Here is a 25,896-nt window from a genome sequence, read left to right as displayed (position 1 = left end):
TTTCTCCTTTCTAGTTTGGTTGCTCTCTTTCCGTGATATAATAAATACGGAAAGGAGGTGAAGTTATGAATGTGAAATATTTCATTTCTGCAAACTTGAAAGAAAAGCAGGTCACTCTTATTTTTTCAAGTGGTACAGAACTAACATTCGTTAAAGAGAATATTGATAGTAATTTTAAGTATGATGACTCGTTGATTGAACTCATTGAAAAAGATACCAACTACAATCACTTAATCAATCTCGATTCAGTAATAGCCGTACGCGTCATTGATTAGCTCGTAGCCTATCAATGTAGTCAGCATAAGTCTCATGAGGAAATTTCCGCCTATCTTCCTCATATTCATCGCCTATCGCTACTGTGGTAGGCTTTTCTAATGCATCAGCAATCTGTGTTTTTAATTCCAACTTTATTTCATTGAGCCGTTGAATTGCCTGTTCCAGTTCTTCGGCTTTTTTCTTTACATCGTCAATCGCTTCATGAAGTTTTTCAGCTCCTACGAATTCAATATTGACTTTCATTTTTCCTAGTTGCATTTTTCCTCCTCCTTTCTAGTTTGGTCGGTTCTCCTCCCTGTGCTATAATCGATATATCAACACAGAAAGGAGGTGAATCACATGGAACCTAACTACTTCCATGTTCGATTCAAGCAAAGCGACAATGTGTCCTACTCAACACCGTCTGCTGAAGGTAGAGAAATCATCTCTATCAAAGGTGCTGAAGTGACAAAAATGCTCTTTGCTGACGGCAATGAATTATTGAGTGTTATTCACGATGGCTTCGTCGATGTCTACGCAACGTTCCCAATCGTTCTTTAACACCAATAATTCTCCATCTCTATACCAACAATCGCCCTCTACTGCGTTTGTTGGTTTTTCGTTTCCATGAAAAATTCGATTCGGTCTCATAATCGTCTCCTTTCTAGCCCTCAAGAACTAGACGCTTAGTCTTGATGATGACTTCTTCAATACGAGCACGTTTCAAGCCTTCACTGATAAAATAATCAATAATAGCACTACGGCTCATTCCTGTACCAAGCGACAAGTTATCAACCTCGTCGTAGTTCTCACGACTAATGACCACAGTAGGACGGTTATTCCCTTTCTGCCCTGTACTTGGGCGACCGTATCTTTGTTTTGACATGTTAGCCCCTTTCTAGTTTGGTTTGTTTTGTTTAAAGTTCCGTTTTAAAACGGATTGTTTGCCTAAAAAAATATCATCTTGATTAACACGGTACAGTTCAGCCAGTTGCGCAAGTAAATCAACCCTAATGTCCATGCTATCTCTTTCGTATTTCAAAAGCGTTTGCTGGTGGATGCCAATCATATCTGCTACTTCTTTCGCAGTAAGACCTGCATTAACACGCAATGCTTTTAAGGACCATTTCAATACCCCTCACCCCTTTCTAAATTCATCTAGGCTGACATCCAAAGCGTCAGCGATTTTTTCCATTTTTTTGTAACCAATATCGTGATGTTTGGCATTATATATGCTTGTCTTTGGAATACCTGCCATTTTTGCCAAGTCAACGACTGTCAGCCCTCGTTCTACCAATATTTCTTGTAGTTTTTCCCACATAATATCCTCCTTGTAAATCACTAGATATAGTAATGTAAAATTTTTGTAATACTATATCTGGTAATCTGTGCTATAATATTCTCATGAATAACCCAACATCTTTTATTCATGAAATTTTGATAGAAAGGAGATAGGTATGAACAAATTAAATCCAAAACCAACCGCTAGTAAAAAATATAGTTGGGAGGAATTAGATTCCTACTTAACTATGATTTTTACTACCCAACATGATCATCCTAAAGCGTCGATAAACTACCATAACTACAACATGTCCAAAGACGAGATTATTGAAGAAGCAAGAAAATCTGGTTACCATGTCACAGATGAAGGAAACGGCTATTTAACTTTCGAGTAAAAATAATTAAGATTATCAGAAAGTTGGGATAGTATGACTTGCAACTTCGATATTTCAAAAGCAATCTGTTCTTCAGGTTGCTTTTTTATTCGCCCGCTATACGGATAACGCTTCGGTTTCATCTCTTCCTCCTTTATTTCTTCTTCCTCCACTTCACAATCTGCCGTATCACAAACGACAGGACCAACAAACCAGCTAACCAATAGATCATTGCTTTATTTGGCAAATGGTGGTATACTACAAATAAGAGGTTGGGGCTTTCGCCCCTTGCTCTTACTTTTTGTTTTGTAAGTTCCGCTTGTGCTCAAGCACTTGTTTGTGCCATAAGCGAGCTTCTCTTACTAAGCCTAGAATGATAATCGGAATTGCTAACTCGTTATCAGCTAGGCTTTTTAGTATGTCCACCATTTGCTTTTCCTCCTGTTTTATTCGGTCATTTCCTTGACCTTGACTATATTATAATCCGTTTTAAAACGGATGTCAAGTATAAAAACGAAAAAAAACGAATTTTTTTTGTATTTTCATTTTACAAAAACGATTTAAAACGGTATTATTATAGATAGAAAAGTAATCGGAGGTATTAAAAATGGCCAGAGGGCGAGGAAAAGCAACCCCGCATGACCTAGAAGCAATGCAACATGTTTCAGGTATGCTTCAAAGGTTACTTGCTGAAAACGACTTAAAACAATCTCATCTAGCGGACAGGTTAGAAATCCCAAGAAGTAGTTTTAATGAATATGTAAAAGGAACAGCTTTACCAAGACCTGGTAACGTCCAAAAAATCGCAGATTATTTTGGATTGAAGAAATCAGATATAGACCCACGGTTTAAATCCACAATCCCATCCACTTCCATCCCTCTTCCCAACTTCGACCCACGTAAGACTATTCTGTTATCTAACTATGACAAGCTCAACGACACACGCAAGAATAAGCTCCTAACAACCTCTGAAACGCTTCTAGCCGAAGAGCAAGGGAAAATCATTGACATATCAGAAAAACGTGCAGAATACGAAGCCAGAAAGCGTATCAGCCTACCCGTACCAGGCAAAGTGTCCGCAGGTACAGGCTACTGGCAAGAAGACGACTACGACACCATGGTCAGCTTCTACGCAGACGACATCCCAGACCAGAAAGATTTCGACACCATCGCCATCGCCGTCGGACACTCCATGGAACCCAAAATCAAAAATGGCGACTTCCTCTTTATCAAAATGAAAGACCAAGTCGACCTAAACAAAATCGGAATTTTCCAAGTAGACGGCGAAAACTACGTCAAAAAACTAAAAAGCGACCATCTACAGTCACTGAACCCAGACTATGACAATATCCAATTCACCGAAGACATGCGCACCATCGGCGAGGTCGTGGAGGTGTATAGGGAGAGGTAAATACAACACCAGAAATAAATATCCTTGACTATTTCACTCATTTTGGTATAATGAGGTTAGTCAAAAGCCTTGTTCGTCAAGGATACGATATTTATTTATAAAGCCTTGTTCGTCAAGGACAAACAGTCTGGTGTACTTTTCTAAGTGCACCTTATTTTTTTATCAAGGAGTTACCATGGCATTTCAACAAGGAGAAGTCTACCTTGTCAATTTCACACAAAAAGGCGGAAATGAATTTTACGGCAAGCACTACGCTATCATTCTGACGCCGCCCGATAAAACAGACGGCACACTCTTAGCTGTACCATTAACAGGCAAAAAAGCAGGCAAAAAATACCGAGGTGGTATCACACTGGATAATACCAAATACCAAGACACACCATCAAAACCCAAAGCCTACGCCTATGTCCGAAAAATACAAGAAATTGACAAACGCAAAATCATCTACAAGACCAAAAAGCAAGTAGCCCCCTCTGGAGTTCCCCTTACCGACAAATCAGGAAAGGAACTATTCCAGAAAATATACAAACCAACCTACCAACTCGACCAGACAGATCTGGACAAGCTAAAAGCAAAAATCAAAGAAGTCTTGCAATTAGATATCGAATAACAAAAAATCCCCACACTTCCAACCGACCAAAGCCGAAGTGCAGGGTAACCAAATAAGCAAAGACCAGCTATTCAGCAGGACCTTTTGCGTACTCTAATTATATCACTTTAAGGAGGTGATGCCAATATCCTTTCGAAAAAACCTTGTCCAGATTGGTCTTACAGAAAGGAAAAGAGAATGAAATATACAAAAACAAAATACCCAAATATTTTTACGTACGAAACCCAAAAAGGATTGCGTTACTATGTCCGCAGAGGATACTTTGTTAATGGCGACAAGAAAGAATTTACCAAGAGCGGACTACGAAGCTTGAAGGACGCCCAGAGAATTCTAAGGGATATTGAAGAAAGGATTTATCATGATGAAATGGATGTCAACCTAGAACTGACTTTAAATGAATACTGGGAAATCTACTCAGCAAAGAAAGAAAAAACAGGTCAATGGAATGATACATCCATCTACACTAACGCAGGCATTTATCGTACCATGATAAAAGAAAAGTGGGGAAACCTCCCGCTTAAAAAAATAAATCGCAACGATTATGAAGAACATCTGGCAGAAATGCTTGGCCAGTACCGCAGAAATAGTGTGCTTACCAGTAATCGACTTTTGAATTCCATTTTAAACGATGCTGTCAAAAATGGAAATCTTAGACAAAATAAATTGTCTGGCATTTATCTTGGGGAATCAGAGTTAGAACCTCTTAATAAAGAGTTAAAAATCGATGATTTTCAAACGTGGATAAAAACCGCAGAAGAATTACTATCGACCACACATTTTGCATTTGTCTACCTGACTATTTTTGGACTTAGACGCGGGGAAGTCTGTGGTATCAGGTTCATGGACGTTACTTTCGATTCGAATAATCGAGCAGTCTTAAATATAAGAGACTCTCGTTCCAACAGGACAAAAGATGGTGCTGGAAGAACAAAAACAGAAAGTTCTGTGCGTTACGTAGTTTTAAACGACAGAGGCAGCGAGCTGTTGTTACAGATCATGGAAACAGCAAAACAAGTCAAAAAGAAAGCAGACGTCATTATTGAGCAAGAAAAGGATTACCTGAGCATCCGAATAAAGAATAATAAATACTATTTGGAAAGACCTGCTTTTTTAAACAAAATTTTTAAACGAGTAAGTGAGGAATGTGGTATCTATATCACTCCACACATTATGCGTCACTTCTTTACCACTCAATCGCTCATTGCTGGAGCTAGACCAGAAGATGTCATGCACTTCCTGGGACATGCAAGCCTTCAAACAACCAAACAATATACTCACATCAAAGAAGAACGAGCACATAATGTTACTGATCTATTTGACAAGAAAGTTCTATAATTTTCCCCGACTTCTTCCCGACAATTCCCCGACAACTACACCGAGTTATGACAATATCAACAATAAACATTTTTTCAAAAAGCTAGTAGTATCAACGTTTTCAAATTGTTACATAAATACCATGATTGGTTGGGTATAGCTTTTTCTTAACGCTAAGATAGTTTTTTTATATTATACTTTTTAGCTTTTCTACTATATACTAATAGTAACATGATTTGGAGGTGCCTTATGGCTATTTATCAAAATATTACGCAATTAGTTGGAAAAACGCCAATTATCAAGCTCAATAATATTGTTCCTGAGGGAGCAGCGGATGTCTATGTTAAGTTAGAAGCCTTTAACCCAGGTTCTTCTGTCAAAGACCGTATCGCCTTGGCGATGATTGAAGATGCTGAAAAGGCTGGTACTATCAAGCCTGGCGACACTATCGTTGAGCCAACCAGTGGTAATACTGGTATCGGACTTGCATGGGTTGGTGCAGCTAAGGGCTACAAGGTGATTATTGTTATGCCTGAAACCATGAGTATTGAGCGTCGCAAGATTATTCAGGCCTATGGTGCTGAACTTGTCTTGACACCTGGTAGTGAAGGTATGAAGGGTGCCATCGCCAAGGCAAAAGAAATTGCCGAAGAGAAAAATGGCTGGGTTCCGTTCCAGTTTGCCAATCCATCCAATCCAAAAGTTCATGAAGATACAACAGGACAGGAAATTTTGGAAGACTTTGGTGCAACAGGTCTGGATGCCTTTGTATCAGGCGTCGGTACCGGTGGTACCGTATCAGGTGTTTCGCATGTTTTGAAAGCGGCTAACCCAAACATTTCCATCTATGCCGTAGAAGCTGACGAGTCCGCTGTGCTGTCTGGTGAAGCTCCTGGACCTCACAAAATCCAAGGAATTTCAGCTGGTTTCATCCCTGATACCTTAGATACGGCCGCTTACGACGGTATTATCCGTGTCAAATCTGATGATGCTCTGGCTACTGGTCGTGCAATCGGTGGACAGGAAGGATTCCTTGTTGGTATTTCATCTGGTGCAGCTATCCACGCAGCTATCGAAGTTGCGAAAGAATTGGGTGCTGGTAAAAAAGTATTGGCTATCTTGGCAGATAACGGGGAGCGTTACTTATCTACTGCCCTTTATGAATTTGGGCTCTATAATATCTGTAGTGGGTAAATCCTCTATGGATATTATGGAGTCTTTTTGATTGTAGAAAAAAAGTCCCATATGGCCTATAATGAAAAGCAACCAAACTCACATTAGAAAGACTCATATGGAACAACTAAATCTTATCACAAATCTTCTCAGAATTAAAGACAAAAATATCACTATCTCTAATGAATATGATATGGGAACTCACTTAGAACTTCATGGTCATTTGGATTATACAGCCCCTAAATGTCCCTCCTGCAAGGGACAAATGGCAAAATACGACTTCCAAAAACCCTCCAAAATTCCCTACCTAGAAACTGCTGGTTATCCCTTGCTTATCCGACTTAGAAAGCGTCGCTTCAAGTGTAAAGATTGCAGAAAAATAGCGGTCGCTGAAACTCCTCTTGTCAAGAAGAACCACCAAATCTCCGTCGCTGTTAACCAGAAGATTGCTCAATTACTCATCGAAAATCAAGCAATGACACATATTGCACACAGGCTATCTATCTCAACCTCATCAGTTATGAGAAAGCTTAATGAGTTCAAGTTTGAAACAGATTGGAATACCTTACCTGAGGTGATGAGCTGGGATGAGTATGCCTTCAAAAAGGGGAAAATGAGCTTTATCGCTCAAGATTTCAACTCCCTAAATGTCATAACTATTCTAGACGGAAGAACACAAGCAACCATCCGAAACCACTTTCTACGCTATCCTAGAAAGGTTAGAAATCAAGTCAAAGTCATTACCATGGATATGTTTAGTCCTTACTACAAATTGGCTAGACAGCTATTTCCAAACACCAAGATTGTTCTGGACCGCTTTCACATTGTGCAGCACCTTAGCCGTGCTATGAACCGCGTTCGTATTCTAATTATGAATCAATTCGACAGAAAATCGCAGGAATACCGGTCCTTGAAACGCTACTGGAAATTGATACAACAAGATAGCCGTAAACTCAGCGATAAACGATTTTATCGCCCTATGTTTCGCATGCACTTGACTAACAAGGAAATCCTAGAAAAACTACTGTCTTTTTCAGAGGAACTACGACAGCACTATGAACTCTATCAGCTTCTCTTGTTCCATTTCCAAGAGAAAAACTCAGATCATTTCTTTGACCTTATCGAACAGGAAATAGCCAATGTTAATCCTATTTTCCAGACGGTATTTAAGACATTTCTAAAGGATAAAGAAAAGGTTTTAAACGCCATGGAATTGCCTTATTCGAACGCCAAACTGGAAGCTACCAACAATCTCATCAAAGTCATTAAAAGAAATGCCTTTGGTTTCAGGAACTTTGAAAATTTTAAAAAACGTATTTTGATTGCTTTGAACATAAAGAAAGAGAGAACGAACTTCGTCCTCTCTAGGTGTTAGCTTTTCATCTACCCACTACAGTTGACAAAGAGCCTGAATTTGATAATTAATACAAAGCAAAAGAAGGTCGGGAGTTTCTCCCTAAACCTTCTTTTCTTTTTGTTCTTTGAGGTATTCTTTAGCTTCCTGGATCCATCTCGGAAGACTTTTAGCCAACGGACTAAAGCCGATTTTATTTCGTTCATTGGTAAATCTGTGGTGTCGAGGAATTTTTTGCTGTTCTTCTTCAAGCGTTCGGATAGATAGGCTGGCTTTTTCTGTGTATTCATCAAAATCAACCACCTGTACCAAGACCTCTTGACCAATCTTGACATGGTCGTAGATGTTATCCACAAAACCTGTCTTGATTTCGGAAATATGAATCAAACCTGTCGTGCCATTTTCTAAGTCTACAAAGGCTCCGTAAGGTTGAATTCCCGATACCGTTCCCTTGATCTTATCTCCAATCCTCATCTTAATCCTCTATTTCGATGGTTTCAATCACCACATCTTCAAGTGGACGGTCTGCTGAATCTGTATCAACCCCAGCAATGGTATCGAGTACAACAAATGATGCTTCATTAGCTAGGTGACCGAATACGGTATGACGTTGGTCTAAATGTGGCGTTCCCCCATTTTCAACATAGGCTGTTGCAATTTCTTTTGGCCAACCACCACGCTCTAATTCTTTGGCATTGTATGGGAAGTTTTGATTTTGAACGATAAAGAACTGACTTCCATTGGTGTTCGGTCCTGCATTGGCCATAGACAAGGCGCCACGAAGGTTGAAGGCTTCCATTGAAAACTCATCTTCAAATGAAGCACCATAAATAGACTCACCACCCATACCTGTACCAGTTGGGTCACCACCTTGAATCATGAAATCCTTGATAATACGGTGGAAAATAACACCATCGTAGTAACCATCCTTAGACAGTGCAATAAAGTTAGCTACTGTCTTAGGAGCAATTTCTGGGAAGAGTTTAAGGGTTAGCTCACCATGATTGGTTTTAATATGTGCTACTGGTCCTTCAAATTTCTCCAGATCTAGTTGTGGGAAGTATTTTTCTTTTTCTACCATACCTAATTTCTCCAAGGCATCGAAAATGCCATCTTCTTCTACTTTTTTTGTAATATAATCTGCACGTTTTTGCAGTTCTGGATGAGAATGCCCCATAGCAATGCTAATCCCTGCATAGTCAAACAATTCAATGTCATTTAGTCCATCACCAAAAACAAGGACATTTTCAGGTTTCAAACCAAGTTTTTCAACTACTTTAGCCACACCAGCAGCCTTGGAGGAGTCTTTTAGGACAATATCCGATGAGATAGCATCCCAACGAACCGTACGTAAATCATTTTGCAAGTCTTCTGGTAATTCAACTTCCTGTCCATCCTTCTCAAAGGTCAACATCTGATAAATGACATTGTCTTTATAAAATTCTGGGTCTGTTTCCAGGCCTTCGTAAATTAAATCAATCACCTGACTAATTCGTTCTGTACGAGCAGACAAGGCACCTTTTTGGCTACCCAATAAACCATATTCAATACCAACTTCCTTGGTCCAGGCGATTACTTTTTCTACTAGGTCCTGAGGAAGCGGTCGGTGATGAACAAGCTTTCCTTTGGCATCTTCAACATAGGAACCGTTTATCATAGCAAAGAAATCTGGCTGGAGGGCCTTAATTTCTGGCACCAAACCATAGGGTGTCCGACCAGATGCTATTCCGGTTAAAATCCCCTTTTCTTTCAAGGATTTAAAAACCTGCTGAATAGAATTAGGAATATAGCCCGTATTTTTGACACGCAAGGTATCATCAATGTCGAAAAAGACAATCTTTATTTTTTTTGCTTTGTATTTTAATTTTGCATCCACTATATAGACATCCTTTCTAGAAACGAACTTATTCCCATTATACCATTATTCTTCCTCTTGTGCTACCAGGCCATGTTGAAAGGCATAGACAACCGCTTGGGTCCTATCGCTAACCGCAAGTTTAGAGAGAATATTGGAAACGTGGGTTTTTACGGTTTTCAAGGAAATGAAGGACTCATCCGCAATTCGTTGGTTGTCATAACCCTTGGCTAGTAGGGTTAATATTTCACGTTCGCGGGCCGTTAAGTCATCGTGCAAGTCTGGGTGGCGTTTATGGTGTTCCACTTTTTTCTCCACTTCGGTTTCAATAGCAAATTCCCCACGCGCCACCTTGCGAATAGCAGTCAAAATCTCATCAGCACTAGAGGTTTTTAACATATATCCTTTAGCACCCGCTTCTAGAACTGGATAAATTTTCTCATTGTCAAGGTAGGAAGTCAAAATGACAATCTGTGCTTGAGGCCATTCCTTAAGAAGAGCTAAGGTAGCTTCTACACCTGTCATCTTTGGCATAACCAAGTCCATGACCACCACATCTGGCTTGACTTCCAGGGCCTTTCTCAGCCCCTCTTCACCATCGCTAGCTTCTGCAACAACTTCCACATCTGCCTGTAAATTTAAATAACTTTTCAAACCTAGACGAACCATTTCATGATCGTCAACTAGCATCACTCGAATCGTATTCATCTTCTTTTCCTTTCAATAGTGGGATACGAATATCAATGGCAACACCCTTATTCAGCGCTGAGCGAATCTGAATGGTCCCTGCCATATCTTCCACCCGTTCCCGAATATTTTGCAAGCCATAACTAAGGTCGCCGCCCTCCTCTTGCTTGAAACCAACACCATCATCCGTCATTTTTAGCTGTAACTCAGTTTCTTTTTGGATAAGATAAACATCCAGATGCTTGGCCTTGGCATGACGCAGGGTATTGCTGATAATTTCCTGGGCAATTCGAAAGAGGTGTTCCTCGATCAGCTTTGGTAGCTCTTCCACTTCATGTTGGAAATGGACGATGATATTACTCTTATCACTGACCTCTCGTAAAATGAGTTCGAAGCCTTCTACCAAGGTCTTGCTCTCTAGCTCACTTGGTCGGAGATGAAGTAGTAAAATCCGCAAATCCCTCTGGGCAGCCTCAATCATATCCTTGACCAAAACCAACTGCTCTTGCAAGGTTTCCTGGGGCAGATTAGGTAAACTGGAGGACAGACCCGATAAAATCATACTGGTCGCAAACAATTCTTGACTGACCGTATCATGCAAATCTCTGGCAATCCGTTTTCGTTCGCCCTCAACAATTTCCTCTCGCTTAACCAAATCTTGATTATCTACCAACTGGACTTGACGGGTCAAGGTCCTAACCTTGTCCGACAATTGAAGTAAGAGTTGATCATTTTCACTATCTGTTCGGATACTTTTATTTTTCAAAATAGCCTGTAACTTTGCTCGCATAACCTGAGTGGAAGCCAGACTAACCGTTTGAACCATGACCGCTAAAAAGAGAGTCAGTACGATAACTAAAAGAATAAGAGTAAAAACAAGTTGTTCTGTAGAAGTCCATAAATTAACATCTAAGAGCGAATGGTTGAGGAGGGGGAGAGTAGAAGAAATGACCACAAATACAATCAGGCTGGCAAACCAGGCCAGGAGGAAATAGGTACGTTTTCTCATACGCGAACTACCTCCACATCTCCGAAAATATTATTTGTCACAACCTTTACGCGTTTATGAGATTCTTGATAGTCGGGGCTATTGATAGCGATACTCTCATTTCGTAAATCCCAAGTCGAATGTTCAAGGAAGGTTACTTTTCCATAAACAGTGGTGGCTGTCAAAGAAACCTCCACATCGATTGGAACGATAATTTTTGTCCTACCAAAAGTTTTTCGAATGACGACAATATTATCTCGCCCCACCAAGACTGTCTTATCCAAATCGACTACATCATTGCCAAACAAACGGACAATATTGATGTCTTCAAAACCAAAACGGTCTTGTGAATGGTCATGATTTCCAAACCACCTATTCTTTTCTTTTTGCACTTGTAAGGCATAGTCAGTAAATACTATCTGAGTGTACTGATTGCGTTTCTCATAACGTGAGAAGAAATTGACAAACATATAAACAACCAGGAGCATAACACCTATGATGAAATAGGGATTTAAGACAAAGACCAGAAATACTAAAGACAGCGAGCTGACTAATAAGACACTATTTAAACGCCGTCCTAGAAAATACCAGGCCAGTAAGAGTAAGGCTGAGAAGAGCAACAAGGTCCGACTGGCCTCATTGGCAACGACATCAAAAGCTGCCATAGTAAAGAGCATACTTTCTATCAGCAGAAAAAATTGAACTTTTCTCATAATCGCATCCTTTCTTTACTATTGTAACAAATTTTAGATAAAAGAACTCCGACCAGGGTAGGAAATACTACAAGTTTATCCTACGTTAGCAAAAAGGACCTGAGTCCTTCTCGCTAGAAGAAGAACCCAAGTCCAAGTGGTTTATTAAATGCAAGAATTCAGTTTAACAAAGCCCCTTTGCGCCTTTGAACAAGGCAAAAAAACATGATTGCAAAGGGAGGTGTCCCTATAAACTACTGCCCACTATCTGATATAGAAGCAGAGGATGAACTAGAAGAAGATATACTGCTTGCTGTTGAGCTAGTCGAGGAACTCTCTGAGCTAGTAGTAGCTGTGGCTACCGATACATATAGAGTAACGGTCCCCTCGATAGTATTACCTGCTGCTGGATATTGACCAATAACAATATCACTTGTAGTTGAATAGTAACTCCTATCCTCTTGTTTTTCGATATTGGCAACCTTGACACCCAAGGTTTGCAGTTGGCTGCTGGCCTGTGAATAGGTGAGGTGACCAGAAGTTAAATCAGGCATGATCAATTCCTTACCTTTAGATACTTCAAGATTGATGACCGCTCCTCTCTCAAGTTCGGTATCCGCCACTGGATCTGTACTGATGACTTGTCCAGCCTCAACAGACGAACTATAGACTTGCGTAATGGTTCCAATATAAAAACCTGCATCTTGAAGCATTTGGGTGGCTGATTCCTGGCTTCTTCCAATCACATTTGGTACCACAACTCCTTTAGAAACGTAGAGTGTGATGCTACTACCTTTTTCAGCTGACGCATTGACTTCTGGATTGGTCTTGATGACGACACCTTTATCAACCGTTAGGCTATACTCCTCTTTAACAGAAACCTGTAATCCTAGTGCTTCCAATTCTTGTTGAGCTGTTTCCTGGTCTTTACCACTGACATCTGGAATGACAACCATTGCAGCAGTAGCAATGACTAGGTCAACCTTGCTTCCCTGACGTTTGGAAGAATTAGCGCCTGGAGAAGTCCGAATAACCAACCCTTCAGCCACTTCATTGGTTGCCTCTTTTGTAACATTGCCTACTTCCAATCCAGCAATTTCAATCATCTCTTGTGCCTTCTCAACAGTTTGTCCTGCTACATTCGGCACCGTAACCGTTTTTGGTGAGTTGAAGAATATCGAACCAACTGCCATGAGGGTCAACAGAAAGACACCGAATAGGACTTTGAAACGGGTTCGAACCCCTTGTCTAGCCTTGGCTACTGGTTTAGCAACTGCTTTTTGTTTCGAGTTGTCCTGCTTACCTGTCGGCTGTTTATCAGCCTTCGTTTTGACAGCCTCTGCACTAGCTACTGGCTTGATATCAACATTTGCCTGAGATAACTTAGGCAAAGTTTTTGTATCAACCTTGTTCTCCTCTAGGACAACTTTGGGTTCATTCCTACGATCCAAGGACAAGGATGAGGCTAGGTCTGTGTACATTTCTGCAACAGACTTATAGCGCTCGCTTAATTTTTTAGCTGTTGCTTTTAACACTACGTTTTCCAAAGCCTGTGGCACATTGGCATTCTCTTCTCTAACCGATGGCAGTGGTTTTTGAAAATGCTGAAGTGCGATAGTCACAGCACTATCCCCATCATAAGGGATACGGCCGGTCAACATCTCAAACAAGATAATTCCCATTGCATAGATGTCACTTTGAATAGTTGCTTTAGAACCACGCGCCTGCTCCGGTGAAAGATAGTGGACAGAGCCCAGCATGGAGTTGGTTTGGGTCAAACTGGTTTCCGCAAAGGCAACTGCAATACCAAAGTCCGTTACCTTAGCGACACCACTTGATGTCAAGATAACATTCTGAGGTTTCAGGTCCCTATGGACAATACCACGAGTATGGGCCATCCGCATAGCTAGGAGAATTTGTCCCATGATACGAACTGCTACATCGTTTGAAAGAGGAGCATTCTCCTTGATATAGCGTTTCAAGTCAAGGCCATTGATGTATTCCATGGCTAGATACTGTTGACCATCTTCCTCACCAATGTCCGAAATACGAACAATATTTGGGTGATCCAGGTCCGCCATAGCACGCGCTTCCCGTTGGAAACGCTGGATGGCAATCTGGTCAGTCTGATAGTTGGTGCGGAGGACCTTAACAGCCACTTCTTCCCCATCCAATATCAAATCCCTAGCCAGATAGACATCCGCCATACCGCCTCGACCAATTTGCCGGACAATCCGATAGCGTCCAGCAAAGATCTTACCGATTTGAATCATTACCTAGCCTCCTCCGTAATATGAAGCAAGCCTACTGTAATATTATCCAAACCTCCTGCATTATTAGCGAAACGTACCAAGGTTTCTGCCTTACTTTCCAGTGATACACCGCTCACTATAATATCGCGTATATCTTCTGCAGATACCATATTGGTCAGTCCATCACTGTTAATTAGAACGTAATCACCAACTTCCAGAGTTTTCAAGGCAATATCTGGCTCAATTGGTTCTGCCTGTCCAATGGACTGGGTCACAATATTTTTCTGCGGATGACGAAGGGCTTCTTCTTCTGTCAATTGACCTGCACGAACCAAGGCACCTACTAATGAATGATCATTGGTTAAGCGAGTATATTCCCCATCACGAACTAGACCAATTCGAGAATCGCCAACGTGGGCATAAATCATCTGATTGTCAATCACCACAACTGCTTCTAGCGTCGTTCCCATTCCACGGTATTCTTCCGTTTGCCCAAGTTCATGGATTTTTTGATTTTCTGCATCGATAATAGCAATCAACCATTCACGGACATCATTCAAGGTTACCAATTGTGTATCAACCCAAGCAGCGCCCAAATCAGTTGCAGCCATTTCACTGGCAATATGGCCTGCACGGTGTCCGCCCATGCCATCTGCCAAGACCACCAAGTCGATACCTGCACGGTTCTTATAACAGTTGATATAATCTTGGTTGTTCGAACGTTTTTGTCCAACGTCAGTAAGTAATGCAATTTCCATAATTTTCTCTCGTTGCTATGCAACTTCCTCCTCTTATTCTAGGATTTTCTTCTAAATTGACCAATGAAAAATCCATCCGTCTGGTATTGTTCAGGGGTAATCAACAGGCAGCCATCCACCATAATATCTGCTCGCGGATGTTCTAACAGAACCTGCTCAAAATTGGGATGGGTTTGTAAAAACTCGTCAATAACCTCTTGATTTTCCTTAGCAATAATCGTACAGGTGCTATAGGTAATTATACCACCGATTTTCAGGCTTTGGCAAACACTGTCCAAAATCTGCAATTGGATGGTTTTTAAATTCTCAAAATCCATAGCCGCCTTGTTGTAACGAATATCAGGCTTACGTCGAATGAGCCCAATACCTGAACAAGGGGCATCCACTAGGATTTTATCAAAGGTATCTGGACCAAATTCCTCATGAACACGACTGGCATCCAGACGTTTGGTTTCAATCTTATCTGCTAGCCCTAATCGTTTGGCATTTTCTTCAATCAAGGCCAGTTTATGCTCATACAAATCAAGGGCCATGATTTTACCACTTGTCAGGTAGCTAGCCATGTGGCAAGTTTTGCCACCAGGGGCCGCACAGGCATCTAAGATTTGTTCTTCACCCTGTATCTTTAATGTCGGCGCCACCAATTGACTGGTTTCATCTTGAATGGTAATCAACCCTTGCTTAAAGTAATCCGTAGCCGCAAAATGTCCATGGGGCTTAACCAAACCGACAGGGGATAACGGAGAATGTTGGGCATCTAGTTCCTCTGCCAGTCTATCTATTTGCTGACTATCTGTCACACGGATGCTGGCCTTGTTCCGAATATGTAAGCTTTGAAAAATTTTCTCAGCACGTTCATCCCCATATTCTGCAATCAAGGTTTGAACTAGCCAAACAGGTACAGAGTACTGGATCGATAGACGTTTATTTTTTCGTTTGATGTCCGCAGGATTGGGCAAGTTCGTTTGACTGATTTTTCGCAAAATGGCGTTGACAAACTTGTCCGCTCCACGACCTCTTTTGGCAAGAGTAACAGCCTCATTGACAACTGCATGAGTTGGAAGTTTATCCAAATAAAGCATCTGGTAGAGGCTCAACATAAGAAGATAGTAGACCCAAGTGTCCAACTTTTCTCTATCTTCGATAAAATGTGCCAAGTACCACTCAAGCGTAATTTTACGAGAAACCGTCCCATAGACCAGCTCCGTCGCCAATCCCCTGTCCTGCATCGACAAGGCAGAAGCTTCCAAAGCTTTATTGAGTGCAATATTGGAATAAGCTCCTTGTTCAAAGACATCTTCCAGTACAGATAAGGCTAGACTTCTGGCTGTTTCATGTTTATTAACCACCAAATTGATCTCCTACTGCAATCTCTCGACCTGCACCATTTAAAAAGTCTGCAATGGTCATTTTGGGCTTACCAGCTGGCTGAACAGTTTTCAGAGAAAGAGCTCCCTGTCCTGTCGCAATGACCAATTCTTTCTTGCTTCGAGCAAGCACTTGACCGACTGGACCTGAACCTTCTACTTCGACAGCTTCTTGAATTTTAAACCGTTCGCCTTGCCAATAGGTATGGGCAACTGGCCATGGGTACATACCACGAATCTGATTGAAGAGTTGACGAGCTGACTTGTTCCAATCAAGCACTTCTTCTTCTGGCTGAATATTTGGCGAGAAAGTTACTTGTTCTGAATCTTGAGCGACTGGTTTCAAGTCGCCAGCAATGTAGGCTGGCAAGGTTTGCAATAGCAAATCCCGTCCAACAACAGCCAACTTTTCAAACAAGGTTCCAACATTATCCGTTTCTTCAATGGCAATGCTATCACTGGAAATCATATCACCTGCATCCATTTCCTTGACCATTTCCATGATGGTCACACCCGCTCGCTCATCACCGTTGATTAGAGCATAGTGGATAGGTGCCCCACCCCGGTATTTAGGAAGAAGAGAGGCATGGACATTGACCGCAAAGTCAACAGAGTTCAACAATTTAGTCGGTAGGAATTGCCCGAAAGCTGCTGTCACAATTCCATCTGCTCCCAAGTCCATCAGGTCAGCCATTTCTTGACTTCCTGATAACTTTTCCGGTTGATAGACTGGTAAATGGTGTTCCAAAGCCACTTCTTTCACAGGTGTCATTTGAATGACTTTTTTACGACCAACAGCTCGGTCAGGCTGGGTAACAACAGCCAGAATTTCATACTGTTCATCCGCCAAAAGACCTTTTAAGACTGTCGCAGAAAACGCTGGCGTTCCCATAAAAATCAACTTGGTCATCTTCGTATTCTCATCTCCTTTTCCTTTAATCATTGCTACTAATTCCATTATCCTTTAATTATACCATTTTTGCTTATTTTTTCCTTAATTCAAGGTTTATTTGAAGCATATAATCAAAAAAATGCAAGGCCTATCCAGACCTTACATCATATTCTGCGGTTCATTGTCAATAATCAAGCGCAAATCTTGGTTTTCTCTCTCCTGCGTCCAATCCAAAATCTGATTGAGGACTTCTTCCAAACGGTCTTCGTATCGGTATTTCAAGATAATCTGGTAGTGGTAGAGATTATGGGTTCTGGCAATGGGCTTGGGAGTTGGTCCTAAAATTTGAATAGCCTCCGTTAAGTGTTGACGGAGAAAGGCTACTGTTTCATAGGATTTTTTCACGACAAATTCTTCCGACTTGTGCGAAAAGGTTAGACCAACTGTAAAATAATAAGGCGGATAGCCAAGATTTTTCCGAATGCCCATCTCATAACGATAGAAACCTTCATAGTCCTGCTCTTTGGCAAAGGCAATAGCATAGTGGTTTGGGTTGTAGGTCTGAATTAAGACCTCCCCCTCCTTATCTGCCCGACCAGCCCGACCAGCTACCTGAGTTAGCAACTGGAAGGTTCGCTCAGAAGAACGAAAATCAGGCAAATTGAGGGCCGTATCCGCATTGAGCACGCCAACTAGGGTCACATTTGGAAAATCCAAGCCCTTGGCAATCATCTGGGTTCCCAGAAGAATATCCGCTTCTCCTCGACCAAACCGTTCGAGCAAGTCTTCGTGAGCCCCTTTTTTCTTGGTGGTATCTACATCCATCCGCAAAATTCTAGCCTCTGGCAAGAGCTCCTGCAATTCATCGTAGGCCTTTTGCGTACCCGTCCCATAGTAACGAATAGAGGAACTCTGGCAGTTTGGACAAGTCTGGGGAATTCCCTTTTGAAAACCACAGTAGTGGCAATTCATGGTTTTTGTATCCATGTGAAGCGTTAGGGAAATATCACAATTTGGACACTGGTCCACAGTCCCACAATCCCGACACATGACAAAGGAAGAATAACCACGCCGATTCAACATGAGAACGACCTGTTCCTTACGAGCCAACTTTTCTCTAATCTTCTCAATCAAAACAGGTGTGAAATTGCTAGCCTCCTGCTGACCAATGTAATCTCGGAAATCCACAACTTCCACTTCTGGAATACGAGCCAAGGGATTAGCACGTTGGTTGAGCGTTAACCTACCATAAACACCTCGACTAGCCCGAGCCCGTGTTTCAAGACTGGGCGTAGCCGAACCCAAAACCAGAGTCGCTCGATTATAGTCTGCCCGCAACTTTGCCACATCACGCGCATGATAGCGTGGATTACTGTCCTGCTTGTAGGTCGCCTCATGCTCCTCATCAATGATGATAACACCCAAATTGGTCAGAGGGGCAAAAATGGCCGAGCGAGCCCCGACAACTACTTGGGCATTCTCCGCCTCAATCTTCCGCCACTCGTCATACTTCTCTCCATCAGACAGTCCAGAGTGGAGAATGGCAACCTTCTGACCAAAGCGAGAGATGAAGCGATTGGTCATCTGAGGGGTCAAGGAAATTTCAGGTACCAGCATAATAGCCGTTTTTTCCATTTTCAACACCTGGTCAATGACCTGTAGATAGACTTCCGTCTTCCCAGAGCCAGTCACTCCTTGAAGAAGAAAGGTCTGGCTTTCCTGACCGATAGAGGCCACAATCTCCCGAACCGCAATCGCCTGCTCTGGATTCAAATCCAAGGCTTGCGTTTTTTCCACCTTATCAAAAACTCCCTGAGTCCGCGACACTTCCTCCTCCCAGACTTCTATATAGCCTTTTTCTTGGAAATAGCGGAGCGTATCAGCTGAATAGTCTGCTTTTAGATTTGAAAGGAGCTGGTCTTCCGAGTGTTCCAGCAGAAATTCTCTTAATTGCTGCCGTTTTTTAGCCCGATTGCTAATGTCTGCTTCTCGTAATTTCTCCAGACAAACTCGGTACCATTTTTCTGTCTTGATTTGCTTTTTATCCTTGGCCACATAGTCAACCAAGATTTTTCCAGCCTGGGCCAGACGCATGATTTTTCCTTGCTCTTTCACGTCTAAGTCAGAAAAACGAATCTGGTCCTTATCACCGAACAGACTGACCTGCTCTGCTATTTCCAAGCCATGCCCCGGTCTGAGCAATTTGTCATAGGTGGAATTGAGAAGACTTGGCAACATAACCTTCAAGAGAGTAATTTTGTAGGAAAAGACTGACTTCCTCATCTGGTCAGCCAACCAAAATTGCTCTTGATTGATAACAGGACTATAGTCCAAAACTTCCGCAATCTCTTTCAACTCCTGCAAATCAAGCCTATCATCTTCATCAATCAAGTTAACTACAATTCCTTGAATGAGGCGATTACCCTTACCAAAGGGAACATGGACACGCACGCCAACCATGAGGCCCTCTTCCAAATCAGCTGGAACTCGATAAGAATAAGCTTGATCCGTCTGCATCAAAGGAACGTCTACAATGACCTCTGCTAACATAGAACCTCCTCTCTTTCAATAATTATAAGTGAAAAGAAACCCGGATGGCAAAACCAACCGAGTTTTCTATTAGATCTTTTCGCCTTCTTCTTTTTCTTTTGCGATTTGTTCTTTGATTTTCTTCTCTTCCTCTTCTGCCAAACGCTTCGCTTCTTCCGCACGACGACGAACTGCCTCACGTTTTGCTTCTGGATCTGGGTGAATAACCACATTGCCTGATTCAATTTCTTCCAAGGCACGAAGGGTTGACTTTACGGAAGTAAATTCTTGAGTTGGCTTTGCACCTGCTTCCAATTCATGGGCACGTTTTGCCTCAAGAATAACCAAGGAATACTTAGATGGTACCTTGTCCAATAAGGTATCGATAGATGGTTTCAACATCATAGTTCTGTTCTCTACTTTCTGTTAAGGTTCTGTTACTTGTTCACATCACGAATCATTTCATCATAACGACCGATTACGCGATCGACACGGAAATGCTCTGCTTCGATAATTCGTTTGACACGTTCTGCTGCCAATGGAACTTCATCATTGACAACTGCATAGTCATACTCACGCATGAGGGCAATCTCTTCCTTGGCACGTTCGATACGTTGTGCAATGACTTCCTCACTATCTGTCCCACGACCAACCAAGCGGTCTTGCAATTCTTCTAAATCTGGTGGCGTCAAGAAGATGAAAACTCCATCTGGAACTTTTTTCTTGACTTGAAGAGCTCCCTGTACTTCAATTTCCAAGAAAACATCAATGCCCTTATCAAGTGTTTGATTGACATAGGTCAAAGGAGTTCCATAGTAGTTGCCAACATACTCAGCATATTCCAACATCTGACCCTGACGAATCAAATCTTCAAACTCCTCACGGCTACGGAAGAAATAATCCACCCCATCAACCTCTCCAGGTCTTTGTGGACGTGTCGTCATGGACACAGAATATTCAAATTTATTATCCGAACTCTCGAAAATTTCCTTTCGAACAGTTCCCTTCCCAACTCCCGACGGGCCGGAAAATACGATGAGTAAGCCTCGCTCTTTCATGATATCTCCTTTAAAATCTTTCATTCTAGTGTAACAAAATTCCCTAGGAATTTCAACTGATTTTAAATGAGCAGGATATTTTTTCAAACAGAAAGGGAGCTGACTGGGCTCCCTCTGCATTATTTAGCAATATCTGTTGCTCTTGTTTCTCGAATGACAGTGATCTTGATATTTCCTGGATAATCCAAGTTATTCTCAATTTTTTCACGGACATCGTGAGCCAAGATAGTGATTTGATCATCTGAAATTCTATTTGGATGAACAATAATCCGTACTTCACGGCCTGCTTGAATAGCATATGATTGTTTAATTCCATCGAAGCTATTAGCAATCTCTTCCAAGTCTTGTAGGCGTTTGATATAGGCTTCCATAGACTCACGGCGAGAACCTGGACGAGCTGCACTCAAGGCATCCGCTGCTGCTACAATAACTGCGATAGTACTTGTAGCCTCGACATCACCATGGTGACTGGCGATAGTGTTGACCACAATCGGATGTTCCTTGTACTTCTTAGCCAACTCTGTACCAATTTCAACGTGGCTACCATCAACCTCACGGTCAATGGCCTTACCAACATCATGGAGGAAACCTGCACGGCGAGCCAGGTTGACATTTTCACCCAACTCCGCAGCGAGGACACCTGCCAATTTAGCCACTTCAATCGAGTGACGGAGGACATTTTGACCATAAGATGTACGGAAATGCAAACGTCCCATAATCTTAATCAAATCTGGGTGAAGGTTAGGCGCACCAACTTCATAGGCAGCTGCCTCACCATATTCACGAATGCGATTGTCCATTTCCACACGGTGTTTTTCAACCAACTCCTCAATACGAGCCGGATGAATCCGACCATCTTGAAGTAAGGTTTCCATAGTCATACGAGCAATCTCACGACGAATAGGGTCAAAACCTGATAGGACAACCACTTCCGGCGTATCATCAATGATAACATCGATACCGGTCAAACTTTCAAAGGTACGAATATTACGACCTTCACGTCCGATAATACGACCTTTCATGGCATCATCTGGTAGATGAACAGATGTAATGGTCTGCTCAGCTACATATTCACCTGAAATCCGTTGCATAGCCTGGGCCAACAAGTCCTTGGCCATCTTATCCGAACGTTCTTTGACCTCACGCTCTGCATCTCGGATTTGAGTTGCAATCTCATGTGTCAACTTATCGCGTGTATCTGTCAGGATAATATCTTTCGCTTCTTCCTGACTGAGTGCTGCCACGCGTTCTAATTCTAGAGCCTTTTGCTCTTCCAATTTAGCAACTTCTTGCTCACGCTCATCAATGTGTTTAGATTTATCCGTTAGACTTTGTTCTTTTTGCTCCAAAGTCTTTTCTTTAGTCGTCAAATTGTCATCTTTTCGATCCAAATTGCTGGCACGTTCGGTCAAACGCACTTCAATTTGTTTCAATTCTTGACGCTCTGACTTAAATTCTTCTGCGATTTCTTCTCGGTACTTACGAGCCTCCTCCTTAGCTTCCAAGAGTAATTCTTTTTTCAAGGTCTGGCGGTCACGTTCAGCTGTTCTTAAAATAGCTTCTGCTGCTTCTTCCGCATGACCACGAACATTACTAGCTTCTTGTTCTGCATTTAAAAGGGTTAATTCTGCAGTTTCTTTTGCAGATTTCATCTTCAAAGAAATGGCAAAGTAGCCAATTACTAAACCAATGAGAGCAGAAACAAAAGTCACTACAAGTGTAATGATTTCCATATTTCTACCTCTTTTTTAAATTCGATTTTCACAAAATCTGTATCTATTTTACCATAATTGAACCGATTTCACAATTCCAAATTAACAAATATGTTATAATAAATTCATCACATAGTTTGGAGGAACAAATGAAAAAAGAAGTTACCGTTGAAAGTTTTGAATTAGACCACACTATTGTAAAGGCTCCTTATGTCCGCTTGATTTCAGAAGAAGTTGGTCCAAAAGGGGATATTATCACAAACTTTGATATCCGTCTAATTCAGCCCAACGAAAATGCCATGGATACAGCTGGTCTGCATACTATCGAGCATCTCTTGGCCAAACTCATCCGTCAGCGTATTGACGGTCTGATTGATTGCTCACCATTTGGATGCAGAACTGGTTTTCACATGATTATGTGGGGCAAGCAAGATCCAGCAGAAATTGCTCAAGTCATCAAAGCGAGTTTGGAAGAGATCGCAGATGGAATTACTTGGGAGGATGTTCCTGGAACAACCATTGAATCCTGTGGAAACTACAAGGACCACAGCCTACATTCTGCTAAAGAGTGGGCAAAATTGATTGTTTCACAAGGTATTTCAAGCGATGCCTTTGAAAGAAAGACAATTTAAGAAAATAGGGTATAAAAAAAGCGGGTCAACCGCTTTTTTGTTTTGCTTAATAATCCAAGGCATCTGAATGACCTGAGCCATTACCAACAAAGTAACCTGTCTTACAGTTAATCGAGAAGAGATAGCTACCATCCGGTGTAAACATATTGTAATAACCATTTCCGTTAATGATGTTCACTTTTTCCAAGATATATTGGTTGCCTGTGATATAACCACGCTGTTGAGAAATAGCTACAATATTTTCTAGTATACCAGGGTTGAATGTCCAAGCTTCGTTATTAACATCGTCAATCATGGCTTGATTGTAAGGAACACGGCTGCGATCACGCTGTAGAACTACCCCTTCTGGTACAGGGATTCCGTAAATAGTTGCTGCTCCACTAATAGAACCAGCAACGCCATCACTGACTACCGCACTCTCGGTTGAGGCCGGAGCAGTGGTTTCTGCTATTGTCGAATCAGCCTGAGAGTTTTCAGCTGGAGCAGCAACTGCTTCGGTAGAGCTAGCAGCAACTTCCTGTTGAGAACGCCCAAAATTGACCACAGAAGCCAACAAGCTATCCACTGAGCTAATACCAGTGTTAGTAGCAGAAAGACTGACATCTGCTTTAACAGTGGCAGTGGTATCAATTTCACCATTTACGATGACTTCTTTATCAAATTGCCCATTGATTGCCTGAATAGCAGCAATGGCTTTTTCAAGGTTATCGTACTGTTCCTTGGCTTTTTTATGACTATCTGAATTTTTGTCCATCTTGTCCAAGAGGGCCTTCAACTCCGCCAATTTACCAAACTCAGAATTCTTCAATTTTGTCAAACTACTATCTGTAAAGAAGCTAGCATAGAGTTGTTCAAAGGCTAGACTGTTAGCATCTGCCGAGCTGTTAGCAGAAGTCGACGTTTGGCTAGTACTTGAACTACTAGCTGTTTCTGTGGTCGATTTATTTACTGAGTTCAACCACATGAAAGCTGTTGCGAGGATAGTGACAAAAAGAGCTGCTAAAGCTGACCAAAAATAGATTTTTTTCTTTCTATCCTTCTCTGCTTCCTCTGCCTGACCCCAATCATCGTCTTCCTCTTGTTCTTGGGAAACAGTCGCTATACTGTCAACCACTGCCGCACCTGCAATAATTGTTTCTTCCAAAGGAGCAGTCGGTACTTCTACCTGCTCAGTCACATCCTTGCCAACTGCAAGAATCTCATCAGTCACAGCCGTCGAAAGACTAGCTGTCTGAACATTCGTTTCTTCCTCATCGCCAGTAGGTTCTACCAGTGGCAAATGATTGACCTTGGTTTCAAATTTCTGCGACTCAATCTCTGTCCGATGTTGCTTGATATAACGATCTAAAAGACCATCATCCTCCGTCACACCTGCTTCGATTTCCTTATGTTTCTTTACGGCTTCTGCAATGGTTAAATCCTTAGCTACTTCAAAATCCAAAACTTTCTCATTTTCCAAGGGTAGCTTATTCTTATTTTCTTCCACGATATCCTCCTATTATTTCTCTTCTAGCATTTGACGCTTGACACGTTGACCAAAAAATTGATACAAATCTACTTTTAAGGTACCATTATATAATTTTCTCTTTTTATCAGCCTGACTACCAAAACGCTTCTCGAATTGCTCGTCACTGGTCAAAATAAACTTAGACCAGGTTTTTAAGGGCTCAAAGGTTTGCCCCATTTCACGATACAACATGATGATTGCGTCGTCATCCAACAAGCGTTCACCATAAGGAGGGTTTGAAATGATCACACCATTGATTTTATCCGTCCGCAGATCCTGAACTCGCATCTGTTTAAACACAATATCTTGGTCAACACCAGCAGCAAAAGCATTTTTCTTGGCAATTTCAACCATACGAGCATCGATGTCTGACCCCGCAATATCCAAGACCAAATCTGATTTAATAGCAGCCTGAGCCTCTTTTCGTAGATCTGCCACTAACTGGTCATCAACCCATGGCCATTCTTCAAAAGCAAAGCTACGTTTCAAGCCAGGAGCCATATTTTTGGCCAGCATGGCCGCCTCAATACAAAATGTCCCTGAACCACAGGTAGGATCAATCAAGGGTTTATCAGGATACCAGTTGGATAACTGTAAAATGGCCGCTGCCATGTTCTCCTTGATCGGTGCTCCACCTTTTTCCACCCGATAGCCACGCTTGAACAAACTAGAACCAGTCGTATCGATCATGATTGTTGCCACATCCTTCAAGATAGACACTTCAATCTTGAACTCTGCCCCAACTTCCTGAAGTGGCACTCCCTCTGGACGAGAGAAGTGTTTTTGTAATTTCTTAACAACTGCTTTTTTCGAAATAGCCTGTACACTCGGCTCATTGTGTAACTTGGATTTAACACACTTGGCCTTGGAAATTGGAAACTTGCATCCCAAAGGCAGATAATTCTCCCAATCCAAACCAAAAACTCCTTGGAAGAGCTCTTCAAAGGTTCTTGCTGGAAATTGACCAACAATAATTTTTATCCTGTCCGCCGAACGTAGCCAGAGATTGGTTTCGATAATCGCCTTCACATCACCCTCGAATCGTACACGACCATTTTCCACCTGGCACTCATAGCCGAGATTGCGAATTTCACGACCAACAACTGCCTCTAAGCCAGCTGCAGCGGTCGCAATCAATTCAAACTGTTTTTTCATTTTTTTCCTTCTAAAATAAAAGCTAGCAAAGCTAGCTACC

At 41.8% G+C, this 25,896-nt stretch carries 28 protein-coding genes; 9 read left to right on the top strand and 19 right to left on the bottom strand.

From position 1 onward, the window contains the following. Positions 1–65 precede the first annotated feature (65 nt). On the top strand, positions 66–275 hold the full coding sequence (locus PW252_RS02205; RefSeq protein ID WP_248051633.1) for a hypothetical protein: 210 nt from the start codon (positions 66–68) through the stop codon (positions 273–275). Here the strand turns inward: PW252_RS02205 and PW252_RS02200 are convergent. Continuing rightward, complete coding sequence (locus tag PW252_RS02200) at positions 265–534, bottom strand: hypothetical protein (RefSeq protein ID WP_248051631.1); 270 nt, start codon at positions 532–534, stop codon at positions 265–267. The genes PW252_RS02205 and PW252_RS02200 overlap by 11 nt on opposite strands. A gap of 81 nt (positions 535–615) precedes the next feature. Here PW252_RS02200 and PW252_RS02195 point away from each other — a divergent pair, with 81 nt between their 5' ends. Continuing rightward, entirely contained in the window at positions 616–816 is a 201-nt protein-coding gene (locus PW252_RS02195; protein ID WP_248051629.1) for a hypothetical protein, read from the top strand. Positions 817–919: 103 nt separating this feature from the next. On the opposite strand, the gene PW252_RS02190 is transcribed toward PW252_RS02195, so the two are convergent. The 3 genes from PW252_RS02190 to PW252_RS02180 are packed head-to-tail and all read right to left on the bottom strand — an operon-like array spanning position 920 to position 1,576. Further along, positions 920–1,141, bottom strand: coding sequence for an antitoxin (locus PW252_RS02190; protein WP_248050387.1), 222 nt, complete (start codon positions 1,139–1,141; stop codon positions 920–922). Between the two features lie 12 nt (positions 1,142–1,153). Further along, positions 1,154–1,387: a helix-turn-helix transcriptional regulator gene (locus tag PW252_RS02185; protein WP_248051627.1), complete on the bottom strand. Its 234-nt coding sequence runs from the start codon at positions 1,385–1,387 to the stop codon at positions 1,154–1,156. 6 nt (positions 1,388–1,393) lie between these two features. After that, positions 1,394–1,576, bottom strand: coding sequence for a helix-turn-helix domain-containing protein (locus tag PW252_RS02180; RefSeq protein ID WP_248051626.1), 183 nt, complete (start codon positions 1,574–1,576; stop codon positions 1,394–1,396). Positions 1,577–1,712: 136 nt separating this feature from the next. On the opposite strand from PW252_RS02180, the gene PW252_RS02175 reads away from it, so the two are divergent. The 6 genes from PW252_RS02175 (at position 1,713) to PW252_RS02150 (ending at position 7,793) form a co-directional block, all read left to right on the top strand. Then, positions 1,713–1,931: a hypothetical protein gene (locus tag PW252_RS02175; protein WP_044692075.1), complete on the top strand. Its 219-nt coding sequence runs from the start codon at positions 1,713–1,715 to the stop codon at positions 1,929–1,931. 586 nt (positions 1,932–2,517) lie between these two features. Continuing rightward, on the top strand, positions 2,518–3,321 hold the full coding sequence (locus PW252_RS02170; RefSeq protein ID WP_248051492.1) for an XRE family transcriptional regulator: 804 nt from the start codon (positions 2,518–2,520) through the stop codon (positions 3,319–3,321). Between the two features lie 175 nt (positions 3,322–3,496). Then, positions 3,497–3,931 (top strand): type II toxin-antitoxin system PemK/MazF family toxin, encoded by a 435-nt coding sequence (locus PW252_RS02165; RefSeq protein WP_105144520.1) that lies wholly within the window; start codon positions 3,497–3,499, stop codon positions 3,929–3,931. 177 nt (positions 3,932–4,108) lie between these two features. Continuing rightward, a complete protein-coding gene (locus PW252_RS02160) occupies positions 4,109–5,266 on the top strand; it encodes a tyrosine-type recombinase/integrase (RefSeq protein ID WP_248051491.1) in 1,158 nt (385 codons plus the stop codon). A 228-nt stretch (positions 5,267–5,494) separates the two neighbouring features. After that, a complete protein-coding gene (cysK, locus tag PW252_RS02155) occupies positions 5,495–6,439 on the top strand; it encodes a cysteine synthase A (protein ID WP_248051490.1) in 945 nt (314 codons plus the stop codon). A gap of 97 nt (positions 6,440–6,536) precedes the next feature. Further along, a complete protein-coding gene (locus PW252_RS02150) occupies positions 6,537–7,793 on the top strand; it encodes an ISL3 family transposase (RefSeq protein WP_316716633.1) in 1,257 nt (418 codons plus the stop codon). Positions 7,794–7,874: 81 nt separating this feature from the next. Here PW252_RS02150 and PW252_RS02145 read toward each other — a convergent pair whose 3' ends face one another. From PW252_RS02145 to PW252_RS02085, 13 genes are all read right to left on the bottom strand, one after another. After that, the gene (locus tag PW252_RS02145; protein ID WP_105117730.1) at positions 7,875–8,246 is read right to left on the bottom strand and encodes a S1 RNA-binding domain-containing protein; all 372 of its coding nucleotides are present in this window, start codon (positions 8,244–8,246) and stop codon (positions 7,875–7,877) included. Between the two features lies 1 nt (position 8,247). Beyond that, positions 8,248–9,648: a bifunctional Cof-type HAD-IIB family hydrolase/peptidylprolyl isomerase gene (locus PW252_RS02140; protein WP_248050116.1), complete on the bottom strand. Its 1,401-nt coding sequence runs from the start codon at positions 9,646–9,648 to the stop codon at positions 8,248–8,250. Positions 9,649–9,693: 45 nt separating this feature from the next. Next, the gene (locus PW252_RS02135; RefSeq protein WP_105124382.1) at positions 9,694–10,335 is read right to left on the bottom strand and encodes a response regulator transcription factor; all 642 of its coding nucleotides are present in this window, start codon (positions 10,333–10,335) and stop codon (positions 9,694–9,696) included. Continuing rightward, complete coding sequence (locus PW252_RS02130; RefSeq protein WP_172082768.1) at positions 10,307–11,323, bottom strand: envelope stress sensor histidine kinase LiaS; 1,017 nt, start codon at positions 11,321–11,323, stop codon at positions 10,307–10,309. The genes PW252_RS02135 and PW252_RS02130 overlap by 29 nt, the downstream gene beginning before the upstream one ends. Next, positions 11,320–12,015, bottom strand: coding sequence for a cell wall-active antibiotics response protein LiaF (gene liaF / locus PW252_RS02125; protein ID WP_248050118.1), 696 nt, complete (start codon positions 12,013–12,015; stop codon positions 11,320–11,322). The genes PW252_RS02130 and liaF overlap by 4 nt, the downstream gene beginning before the upstream one ends. Before the next feature lie 233 nt (positions 12,016–12,248). Beyond that, a complete protein-coding gene (pknB, locus tag PW252_RS02120; protein ID WP_248050120.1) occupies positions 12,249–14,267 on the bottom strand; it encodes a Stk1 family PASTA domain-containing Ser/Thr kinase in 2,019 nt (672 codons plus the stop codon). Next, positions 14,267–15,004, bottom strand: a complete 738-nt coding sequence (locus tag PW252_RS02115) for a Stp1/IreP family PP2C-type Ser/Thr phosphatase (protein WP_105117725.1) — start codon at positions 15,002–15,004, stop codon at positions 14,267–14,269. Before PW252_RS02115 ends, pknB begins: the two co-directional genes overlap by 1 nt. A 38-nt stretch (positions 15,005–15,042) precedes the next feature. Next, positions 15,043–16,356: a 16S rRNA (cytosine(967)-C(5))-methyltransferase RsmB gene (rsmB, locus tag PW252_RS02110; protein WP_248050122.1), complete on the bottom strand. Its 1,314-nt coding sequence runs from the start codon at positions 16,354–16,356 to the stop codon at positions 15,043–15,045. Continuing rightward, entirely contained in the window at positions 16,346–17,281 is a 936-nt protein-coding gene (fmt, locus tag PW252_RS02105; protein ID WP_248050218.1) for a methionyl-tRNA formyltransferase, read from the bottom strand. The genes rsmB and fmt overlap by 11 nt, the downstream gene beginning before the upstream one ends. 141 nt (positions 17,282–17,422) lie before the next feature. Continuing rightward, complete coding sequence (locus PW252_RS02100) at positions 17,423–19,813, bottom strand: primosomal protein N' (protein WP_248050123.1); 2,391 nt, start codon at positions 19,811–19,813, stop codon at positions 17,423–17,425. Between the two features lie 69 nt (positions 19,814–19,882). Continuing rightward, positions 19,883–20,197: a DNA-directed RNA polymerase subunit omega gene (gene rpoZ, locus PW252_RS02095; RefSeq protein WP_004195201.1), complete on the bottom strand. Its 315-nt coding sequence runs from the start codon at positions 20,195–20,197 to the stop codon at positions 19,883–19,885. Between the two features lie 32 nt (positions 20,198–20,229). Beyond that, positions 20,230–20,850 (bottom strand): guanylate kinase, encoded by a 621-nt coding sequence (gene gmk / locus PW252_RS02090; RefSeq protein ID WP_043025413.1) that lies wholly within the window; start codon positions 20,848–20,850, stop codon positions 20,230–20,232. A 119-nt stretch (positions 20,851–20,969) separates the two neighbouring features. Beyond that, a complete protein-coding gene (locus PW252_RS02085) occupies positions 20,970–22,583 on the bottom strand; it encodes a ribonuclease Y (RefSeq protein ID WP_248050124.1) in 1,614 nt (537 codons plus the stop codon). Between the two features lie 128 nt (positions 22,584–22,711). Between PW252_RS02085 and PW252_RS02080 the strand changes: the two genes are divergently transcribed. Further along, on the top strand, positions 22,712–23,194 hold the full coding sequence (locus PW252_RS02080) for an S-ribosylhomocysteine lyase (protein WP_172054340.1): 483 nt from the start codon (positions 22,712–22,714) through the stop codon (positions 23,192–23,194). A 46-nt stretch (positions 23,195–23,240) separates the two neighbouring features. On the opposite strand, the gene PW252_RS02075 is transcribed toward PW252_RS02080, so the two are convergent. Continuing rightward, a complete protein-coding gene (locus PW252_RS02075; protein WP_248050125.1) occupies positions 23,241–24,680 on the bottom strand; it encodes a cell division site-positioning protein MapZ family protein in 1,440 nt (479 codons plus the stop codon). Positions 24,681–24,692: 12 nt separating this feature from the next. Next, on the bottom strand, positions 24,693–25,856 hold the full coding sequence (locus PW252_RS02070; RefSeq protein WP_248050126.1) for a THUMP domain-containing class I SAM-dependent RNA methyltransferase: 1,164 nt from the start codon (positions 25,854–25,856) through the stop codon (positions 24,693–24,695). Between the last annotated feature and the right edge of the window lie 40 nt (positions 25,857–25,896).

Origin of the sequence: Streptococcus sp. 29887, from assembly GCF_032595075.1 — a bacterium.
In the GTDB taxonomy this organism is placed as follows: Bacteria; Bacillota; Bacilli; order Lactobacillales; family Streptococcaceae; genus Streptococcus; species Streptococcus iners.
Note: the sequence above shows the minus strand (reverse complement) of the source record. Positions and strands in the feature narration are given on the sequence as shown.

What these genes read in the sequence shown, in the direction of transcription:
- PW252_RS02175 (WP_044692075.1), top strand. Translation starts at nt 1,713, where the DNA reads ATGAACAAATTAAATCCAAAACCAACCGCTAGTAAAAAATATAGTTGG.
- pknB (WP_248050120.1), bottom strand. Translation starts at nt 14,267, where the DNA reads ATGATTCAAATCGGTAAGATCTTTGCTGGACGCTATCGGATTGTCCGG.
- PW252_RS02170 (WP_248051492.1), top strand. Translation starts at nt 2,518, where the DNA reads ATGGCCAGAGGGCGAGGAAAAGCAACCCCGCATGACCTAGAAGCAATG.
- fmt (WP_248050218.1), bottom strand. Translation starts at nt 17,281, where the DNA reads ATGACCAAGTTGATTTTTATGGGAACGCCAGCGTTTTCTGCGACAGTC.
- PW252_RS02115 (WP_105117725.1), bottom strand. Translation starts at nt 15,004, where the DNA reads ATGGAAATTGCATTACTTACTGACGTTGGACAAAAACGTTCGAACAAC.
- PW252_RS02180 (WP_248051626.1), bottom strand. Translation starts at nt 1,576, where the DNA reads ATGTGGGAAAAACTACAAGAAATATTGGTAGAACGAGGGCTGACAGTC.
- PW252_RS02205 (WP_248051633.1), top strand. Translation starts at nt 66, where the DNA reads ATGAATGTGAAATATTTCATTTCTGCAAACTTGAAAGAAAAGCAGGTC.
- PW252_RS02135 (WP_105124382.1), bottom strand. Translation starts at nt 10,335, where the DNA reads ATGAATACGATTCGAGTGATGCTAGTTGACGATCATGAAATGGTTCGT.
- cysK (WP_248051490.1), top strand. Translation starts at nt 5,495, where the DNA reads ATGGCTATTTATCAAAATATTACGCAATTAGTTGGAAAAACGCCAATT.
- PW252_RS02070 (WP_248050126.1), bottom strand. Translation starts at nt 25,856, where the DNA reads ATGAAAAAACAGTTTGAATTGATTGCGACCGCTGCAGCTGGCTTAGAG.
- PW252_RS02200 (WP_248051631.1), bottom strand. Translation starts at nt 534, where the DNA reads ATGCAACTAGGAAAAATGAAAGTCAATATTGAATTCGTAGGAGCTGAA.
- PW252_RS02100 (WP_248050123.1), bottom strand. Translation starts at nt 19,813, where the DNA reads ATGTTAGCAGAGGTCATTGTAGACGTTCCTTTGATGCAGACGGATCAA.
- PW252_RS02190 (WP_248050387.1), bottom strand. Translation starts at nt 1,141, where the DNA reads ATGTCAAAACAAAGATACGGTCGCCCAAGTACAGGGCAGAAAGGGAAT.
- liaF (WP_248050118.1), bottom strand. Translation starts at nt 12,015, where the DNA reads ATGAGAAAAGTTCAATTTTTTCTGCTGATAGAAAGTATGCTCTTTACT.
- PW252_RS02145 (WP_105117730.1), bottom strand. Translation starts at nt 8,246, where the DNA reads ATGAGGATTGGAGATAAGATCAAGGGAACGGTATCGGGAATTCAACCT.
- PW252_RS02085 (WP_248050124.1), bottom strand. Translation starts at nt 22,583, where the DNA reads ATGGAAATCATTACACTTGTAGTGACTTTTGTTTCTGCTCTCATTGGT.
- PW252_RS02080 (WP_172054340.1), top strand. Translation starts at nt 22,712, where the DNA reads ATGAAAAAAGAAGTTACCGTTGAAAGTTTTGAATTAGACCACACTATT.
- PW252_RS02165 (WP_105144520.1), top strand. Translation starts at nt 3,497, where the DNA reads ATGGCATTTCAACAAGGAGAAGTCTACCTTGTCAATTTCACACAAAAA.
- PW252_RS02130 (WP_172082768.1), bottom strand. Translation starts at nt 11,323, where the DNA reads ATGAGAAAACGTACCTATTTCCTCCTGGCCTGGTTTGCCAGCCTGATT.
- PW252_RS02160 (WP_248051491.1), top strand. Translation starts at nt 4,109, where the DNA reads ATGAAATATACAAAAACAAAATACCCAAATATTTTTACGTACGAAACC.
- rpoZ (WP_004195201.1), bottom strand. Translation starts at nt 20,197, where the DNA reads ATGATGTTGAAACCATCTATCGATACCTTATTGGACAAGGTACCATCT.
- PW252_RS02150 (WP_316716633.1), top strand. Translation starts at nt 6,537, where the DNA reads ATGGAACAACTAAATCTTATCACAAATCTTCTCAGAATTAAAGACAAA.
- PW252_RS02195 (WP_248051629.1), top strand. Translation starts at nt 616, where the DNA reads ATGGAACCTAACTACTTCCATGTTCGATTCAAGCAAAGCGACAATGTG.
- gmk (WP_043025413.1), bottom strand. Translation starts at nt 20,850, where the DNA reads ATGAAAGAGCGAGGCTTACTCATCGTATTTTCCGGCCCGTCGGGAGTT.